Consider the following 506-nt stretch of genomic DNA (forward strand, 5'->3'; position numbering starts at 1 on the left):
CGGCGACAGGGTGGCGCGCCTATTGCGCATAAAATGGCGAAGCCATGCGCAACAGGCGCGGAATCTCTGGCGTCCGGTTTGATGGCTTTGTTATGCAAAGGACTAGTCTTCAATGACGTGTAAACCACGGCGCTTTAAGTCCTCCAACGAATCCAACATTCCCCTTATTAATTCAACAGGATGCACCTCCCAGTCTTCAACAACGCCAACACTTCTCAAGGGTGCGCGGGTTCTATAGGACTGTGTTGGATTACCGGGAAATCTTTTGTTCGTAAGATTCGGATCGTCTTCGAACGGTCCTGTTGGCTCAACTATGTATATGTAGCCGCGACCCTCGAGGCCAGACAGTGACATAGCAAGTTCAGCTCCCCAAACTGCTGGCTCCATCAAGGCTGAAAAGTAGATGTGCTTAAGAATACGACCGTCCTCGAAATGAGAGATGAACCCTGTGGTTAGCAAGTCACCAATCGCCAAATTGGCTTTGGTTCCATGATAGAACGGTCCTT

General features: G+C 50.0%; 1 protein-coding gene. It reads right to left on the reverse strand.

From position 1 onward, the window contains the following. Nucleotides 1-102: 102 nt before the first annotated feature. On the reverse strand, nt 103-506 hold a 404-nt coding region (gene arr, locus R7Q11_RS29690; RefSeq protein WP_225467405.1), incomplete at its 5' end, for an NAD(+)--rifampin ADP-ribosyltransferase.

It is taken from the genome of Vibrio sp. 970 (assembly GCF_033339075.1).